Source organism: Methylorubrum podarium, assembly GCF_022179745.1.
Classification (GTDB): Bacteria; Pseudomonadota; Alphaproteobacteria; order Rhizobiales; family Beijerinckiaceae; genus Methylobacterium; species Methylobacterium podarium.
On record NZ_BPRD01000141.1, the window covers coordinates 1 to 5779 of the forward strand.

The window sequence follows — 5779 nt, forward strand, 5'->3', positions numbered from 1 at the left end:
CGAAGGCGGTCCAGCCCGGCGGCTACTACTCCTTCGTCAGTTCCGACATGAACGGTGTCATCGTCTCCAACCTGGCGACCGGGACCGGCGTGCTCAATCTGGGGGCCCGGGGCGACTACCAGTACCTGCAGGTCGTCTATCCGATCACCTTCCTCCCCACCCCGATCGCCTCCTGGCTGAGCGGCGGAGCGACCTACAAGGGCAAGCCGGCCTATCTCGCGGTCTCGGCCGCAGCCTTCCGCAACGAGCAGTACTGATGGCGGCCCGGCCCATCCCCACGCCTTTGCCGGCGGCGCGGCCCGATCCGGCCGCGAAGGGCGGCCCGGCCCGTCCGGGCGCGGCGCGGCTTCAAGCCGTTTGCGCCTTTCTCGGGACGCGGGCCCAAGGCTTCCGCGCGGCGGAGGGCGCCATGGCCGCCGTCGAGTTCGCGCTGATCCTCCCCACCCTGCTGCTGATCATGTTCGCCAGCATCCAGATCGTCGCCTACATCGACGCGACCCGTAAGGTCGAACTGGTCGCCCACTCGATCAGCCAGATGGTCTCGCAGGCCGTGCCGCCGAAGAACACGACCGTCGCGCTGGTCAACGCCACCGACGTGCATTTCAGCTACGACTCGACGCTGGTCCTGTTTCCCTACGCCATGAAGGATGCCAAGCGACGCGGCGTGGCATGGTGGCAGACCATCTCGATCAACTACGCCGCCATCCAGTTCACCGCGAAGAACGCGACGTGCCAGAGCAACACGAACACCAGCGGTGACCTGAGCGCCTGCTACGACGCCAATGTCGTCTGGACCAGCACGGGCACCCATCAGCCGACCAGCGGCGACAATTACCGGCCCTGCGACACGGCGCAATTGCCCGCCAACGACAACGCACCGCCGACCCGAACCACGCTGCCACGCTCCGCCTTCGGGCCCGGATCTTTGGTGGCGATCGACGTGGTGTTCGAGTTCGAGCCGACCTTCGGCTCCGGCTTCGTTCCCCCGGTGCGGATCGCACGATCGGCCTACGTGCAGCCTCGCTACGCCTCGCTAGTGAGCTACGACACGACCAACAACGACGGGATCGCGAACAAATGTACCGGCTATTGACCCGCGCCGGCCGGCTCAAGGACCGGACGAAGGCGCTGGCCGCCGATCATGGCGGCAGCATCAACGTCATGTTCGCCCTCGCGCTGCTCCCGACGCTGGGCATCGTCGGCCTCGGGGTCGATTACGGCATGGCGATCACCAGCAAGACGCGGCTCGACAACGCGGCGGATGCCGCGGCGCTCGCGGGCGTCGTGACCGCCAAGGACTACATCGCCGCCAACGCGAAGCAGAGCGACGTGGTGTCGGCCGGACTCACGGCGGGTCGCAACCAAGCCATCAAGGCCTTCAACATCAATGCCGGCAGCGTCTCGTTCGCGACGGTCAATCTGTCGCCGCCGGATGTGACGCGGTCCGGACAGACGCTCACCGCGACGATCAGCTACACGGCATCGATACCGAGCATCTTCGGGAAGCTTTTCGGAGTCTCGACGACGTCCCTCAGCAATACGGTCACCGCCTCGGCCGACCTCGCAAGTTATCTCGACTTCTACCTGATGGTCGACGTGTCGGGTTCCATGGGCCTGCCGACGACCGACGCCGACGCCGAGGCACTCGCCAAGAAGAGCTTTGAAAATGACGGGAACTGCCAGTTCGCGTGCCACTTCCCGAACAGCAAGGGCTGGAATTTGGCAGCCGGAAAGATCCAGCTGCGGTCCGATGCGGTGAACAATGCCGTCTGCGAACTCCTCAAGCGAGCCTCGACTCCGGTCGTTCCGAACCAGTACCGCATCGGCATCTACCCGTTCATCAACCGGCTGGCGACGCTCGTCACCCTCAGCGACACCACCAACTCCCTGGCCTCGCTGAAGACGGCCGCCGATTGCAATAAGACCTGGCCCTTGGCCTTCACCAACCTGCTCGATACCGGCAGCACGCAGCTCTACACCAACAACGATCCGACCACCGGCACCGGCAGCGGCGGCACCCATTTCGAGACGGCGCTGCCCCAGATGAAATCGACCATCAAGACCTTTGGCAACGGTTCCAGCACGACGAACTCAAGGCCGTTCGTGTTCCTCATCACCGACGGCATGCAGAACAGCCAGACCTACTCCTCATGGAAGGACAAGAAGACGTACCCCGGCAATCCGTCGAAGTTCTCGGGCTACCGCTACGCCGATTGGGATGGTTCGCAGCCCGCCCAGATCGATCCGGCCAAGTGCACGGAGTTGAAGAACGCCGGCGCGACCATCTCGATCCTGTACATCCCGTACAATTACGTCAAGAGCTACACCACCAACGGTGGTATCGTCAAAGAGGTTAATCTGGTCAACGGATTCAGCCCGACGCTCGCCGACCCCCTCCGGCGATGCGCGTCTCCCACTTTCTTCTACACGGCCAACACGCAGGCCGACATCACCGCCTCGCTCGGCGCGATGTTCGATCAGGCGCTGAGAGTGGCCCGCATCACCCGGTAAGTCGTCTCGGTCATCGAAGCGACGATCGCGCTGCGGGGCATCACACCGGCCGCGGCGCAGCTTCGGATCGGGGCGGATGTTTGCGGGGTTGACCCGTGCCGGCTTGATCGCCGTGCCGCGGCGCGGCAGAGCGGGCGGGCCACACCCCCGTCTCCGCCGGCTCGCTCGGCGAACGAGGCGCCTCCTCACGCGAACGATCGGCCGGGATGCCCGAGAGTCACGCCCCCTCCCACGCCTCTCACGACCATGCCCGCGCCGGCGCGCCCCCGCCCGGACGCGTCCGCGAGCGCTACGACGCCCTGGTCGCCTCGGGCGCGATCGAGCGCGACCCGTCGCAGATCCGCCTCGTCCAGGCCCTCGACCGGCTGGTGCAGAACCTCGAGCGCCGCCGCCGGGCGAAGAAGGGCAGCGCGCTGGGCTGGCTATTCGGGCGCAAGGACGACGATTCCGGGCCGCCCAGGGGGCTCTACATCTGGGGCTCGGTCGGCCGCGGCAAGACCATGCTGATGGACCTGTTCCACGAGGTCGCGCCGGGTCCGAAGCGCCGGGTCCACTTCCACGGCTTCCTTGCCGACGCGCACGAGCGCATCCACGCCCACCGGCAGGCGCTCAAGCGCGGCGAGGTGAAGGGGGACGACCCGATCCCGCCGGTGGCCGACGCGCTCGCGGCGGAGGCGACGCTGCTCTGCTTCGACGAGTTCACGGTGACCGACATCGCCGACGCGATGATCCTCGGCCGCCTGTTCGGGGCGCTGTTCAAGCGCGGCGTGACGGTGGTGGCGACCTCGAACGTCGAGCCCGACCGGCTCTACGAGGGCGGTCTCAACCGTGCCCTGTTCCTGCCCTTCGTGGCGGAGCTGAAGGAGCGGGTCGAGGTGCTGCGCCTCGATTCCCGCACTGATTTCCGGCTGGAGAAGCTCGGCGGCAGCTCGGTCTACCACGTCCCGGCCGACGCCGCGGCCGGGGCCGCGCTCGACGCCGCCTTCAAGGCGCTCTCGGGTCGGGCGCGGGGAATGCCGGGCACGGTCAAGGTGAAGGGCCGCGCGGTACCGGTGCCGGAGGAGGCCGGCGGCGTCGCCCGCTTCGGCTTCGACGACCTGTGCCGCCAGCCGCTCGGCGCCTCCGACTACATGGCGCTCGCCGACAGCTTCCACACCCTGATCGTCTCCGGGATCCCGGTGATGGGCGAGGCGGACCGCAACGAGGCCAAGCGGTTCATCACCCTCATCGACACGCTCTACGACGCGCATGTGAAGCTCGTCGCCTCGGCGGAGGCCGAGCCGACCGGGCTCTACACCGCCGCGGAGGGCCGCGAAGCCTTCGAGTTCGAGCGCACCGCCTCGCGCCTCATCGAGATGCGCTCGGAGGAATATCTCGGCACGCCGCACGGGCGGGCGCCCTCGCAGTCGAGCGCGGGCCTGGCCGAGACCTGACCCCCCTCCCCTACCCCGCGACCGGCCCCGCGCCGGGCTTCGGCCGCGGCAGCGGCCGGCTGAGATAGGGCGAACCGGGCACGAGGAAGCGCCAGGGCGCCTCGACCCCGCGGCTGATGCCGATGCGGGTCGTCGCGGCGACGGTCACCGGCCCCGGCGGCGGCGCCCATGCGAAGGGCGCCCGGTCGAGGGGCAGGCCGTCATGGGTCAGATCGATGCCGAGCGCCTGGGCGAGGCGGCCCGGTCCGGCGCAGAGGAGGCGCGGCGTGTCGAGTCCGCGGCGGGCGCGCATCGTTTCCAGACCCGCACTCGGTTCGAGCGCGCGCAGCAGCACGGCGCTGCCAGTCTCACAGACGAGGTTGAGGCACCAGTGCAGGCCGTAGGAGCGGTAGACGTAGGCGCGGCCCGGCGGCCCGAACATGCTGGCATTGCGCCGCGTCGGTCCGGCGAAGCTGTGGGAAGCCGGATCGGTCCGGTCGTAGGCCTCGGTCTCGACGATGACGCCGCCGACGCCGTCCACGAGCAGGCGATGGCCGATCAGGGCGGCGGCGACGGTCGCGGCGGGGCGATCGAAGAAGGACGGGTCCATCGCGCCTGGATCTCGCGCGCCGATCAGGACGCCTTCTGCAACTCGGCCCGGACGCGGGCGACGCCGGGCGGTTTGAGCTCCAGCGCCAGCCGCACGGCGTCCTCGAGATAGGCCTGAGGGGTGATGCCGGCCCGACCTGCCGCCCGCGACAGAGCGTTGGCCAAGTCCGCGCTCAGCGCCACCTGCACCGTCTTGGTGTGCACAGGCTGCGCCGGCGCGGGCGCGGGCGCGGCGTCGGCGGGCGGCAGGACCGCCTCGCCCAGGGCTTCGCGGCGGCCGAGGGCGGCGAGACGGTCGGCGCGCTCGTTGCCGGCCTCGCCGGCATGGCCGCGCACCCAGGTCCAGCGCACGTCGCGGGCGGCGGCCAGCGCGTCGAGGCGCTGCATCAGGTCGATGTTCTTCACCGGCCCCGTGGCGGTGCGCCAGCCCCGCGCCTTCCAGCCGCGCATCCACTCGGTGACGGATTTGACCACGTACTGGCTGTCGCAGCGCATCTCGATCTGCGCGCCCTCGGGGAAATGCTCGAGGGCGCGGATCGCGGCGGTCAGCTCCATGCGGTTGTTGGTGGTGGCGCGCTCGCCGCCGTGGAGCTCGATGGTGCCGGCAGGGTCCTGGATCACCGCACCCCAGCCGCCGGGGCCGGGATTGGGGTCGCAGCCGCCATCCGCGTAGACGATGGTTCGCATCAATCCCGTTCGCTCCGAACCTGTGGGCCTGCCGAGTTGGAAGCGACGCTAATACTTGGTGACGACCGGCTTGGCCACGATCGGCGCGGCCAGCACCTCCGGCGCCTCGACGAGGCCGCAGCGGGCGGCGGCGTCCGGCGGCAGCAGGGGATCGAGAAGCCCCCTTCGCCCTTCGAGGAACGCGACCGCCTGCTCCGGGGGAGCCGCCTCGCGGCCGGGCATCTCGATGAGGAAATGTTCGAGCGCGTAGCGGTAGCGGGCGATCCGCAGGGACGTCTCCAGTCGCACCCAGGCCACGAGACAGCGGTTCTCGGCGACCCGCATCGCCGCCTGCCGCACGTCCCAGTCGTCGAGGCTCTTGGAGAACGGCAGGGCGCGCAGCCGCACCCCGTCCGCCTCCAAGACGCGCCCGGCGACGGCCGCGAAGGGCGGGACCAGCCGGCCGTCGGCCACGGCGTCGTCCGACAGCCTGCGGTAGCGGGAATAGGGAGAGCGGAACGCCTCGGAGATCAAATCGCCGTGATAGGCGGGGATGTCGTCGCGCCGCCAGCGCGGCGGCA

General features: G+C 69.4%; 5 protein-coding genes and 2 pseudogenes. 4 read left to right on the plus strand and 3 right to left on the minus strand.

From position 1 onward, the window contains the following. From MFF42_RS07590 to zapE, 4 genes and pseudogenes are all read left to right on the plus strand, one after another. Positions 1 to 257 (plus strand): annotated as a pseudogene (locus MFF42_RS07590) (pilus assembly protein); the annotation flags it as partial. Further along, positions 257 to 1093, plus strand: a complete 837-nt coding sequence (locus MFF42_RS07595) for a TadE/TadG family type IV pilus assembly protein (protein WP_238255201.1) — start codon at positions 257 to 259, stop codon at positions 1091 to 1093. The pseudogene MFF42_RS07590 and the gene MFF42_RS07595, both read left to right, overlap by 1 nt. Further along, entirely contained in the window at positions 1078 to 2511 is a 1434-nt protein-coding gene (locus MFF42_RS07600; RefSeq protein WP_238255202.1) for a TadE/TadG family type IV pilus assembly protein, read from the plus strand. Before MFF42_RS07595 ends, MFF42_RS07600 begins: the two co-directional genes overlap by 16 nt. 206 nt (positions 2512 to 2717) lie before the next feature. Beyond that, a complete protein-coding gene (gene zapE / locus MFF42_RS07605; RefSeq protein ID WP_238255203.1) occupies positions 2718 to 3944 on the plus strand; it encodes a cell division protein ZapE in 1227 nt (408 codons plus the stop codon). Between the two features lie 10 nt (positions 3945 to 3954). Here zapE and MFF42_RS07610 read toward each other — a convergent pair whose 3' ends face one another. The 3 genes and pseudogenes from MFF42_RS07610 to MFF42_RS07620 all read right to left on the minus strand — a co-directional run. Next, positions 3955 to 4533, minus strand: coding sequence for a DNA-3-methyladenine glycosylase (locus MFF42_RS07610; protein WP_238255204.1), 579 nt, complete (start codon positions 4531 to 4533; stop codon positions 3955 to 3957). 23 nt (positions 4534 to 4556) lie between these two features. Continuing rightward, positions 4557 to 5219 (minus strand): ribonuclease HI, encoded by a 663-nt coding sequence (rnhA, locus tag MFF42_RS07615; RefSeq protein ID WP_238255205.1) that lies wholly within the window; start codon positions 5217 to 5219, stop codon positions 4557 to 4559. 48 nt (positions 5220 to 5267) lie between these two features. Next, positions 5268 to 5779, minus strand: a pseudogene (locus MFF42_RS07620) (hypothetical protein); the annotation flags it as partial.

Excerpts from the sequence above, each read along its gene's own strand:
- MFF42_RS07600 (WP_238255202.1), top strand. The coding sequence starts at position 1,078 with ATGTACCGGCTATTGACCCGCGCCGGCCGGCTCAAGGACCGGACGAAG.
- MFF42_RS07610 (WP_238255204.1), bottom strand. The coding sequence starts at position 4,533 with ATGGACCCGTCCTTCTTCGATCGCCCCGCCGCGACCGTCGCCGCCGCC.
- rnhA (WP_238255205.1), bottom strand. The coding sequence starts at position 5,219 with ATGCGAACCATCGTCTACGCGGATGGCGGCTGCGACCCCAATCCCGGC.
- zapE (WP_238255203.1), top strand. The coding sequence starts at position 2,718 with ATGCCCGAGAGTCACGCCCCCTCCCACGCCTCTCACGACCATGCCCGC.
- MFF42_RS07595 (WP_238255201.1), top strand. The coding sequence starts at position 257 with ATGGCGGCCCGGCCCATCCCCACGCCTTTGCCGGCGGCGCGGCCCGAT.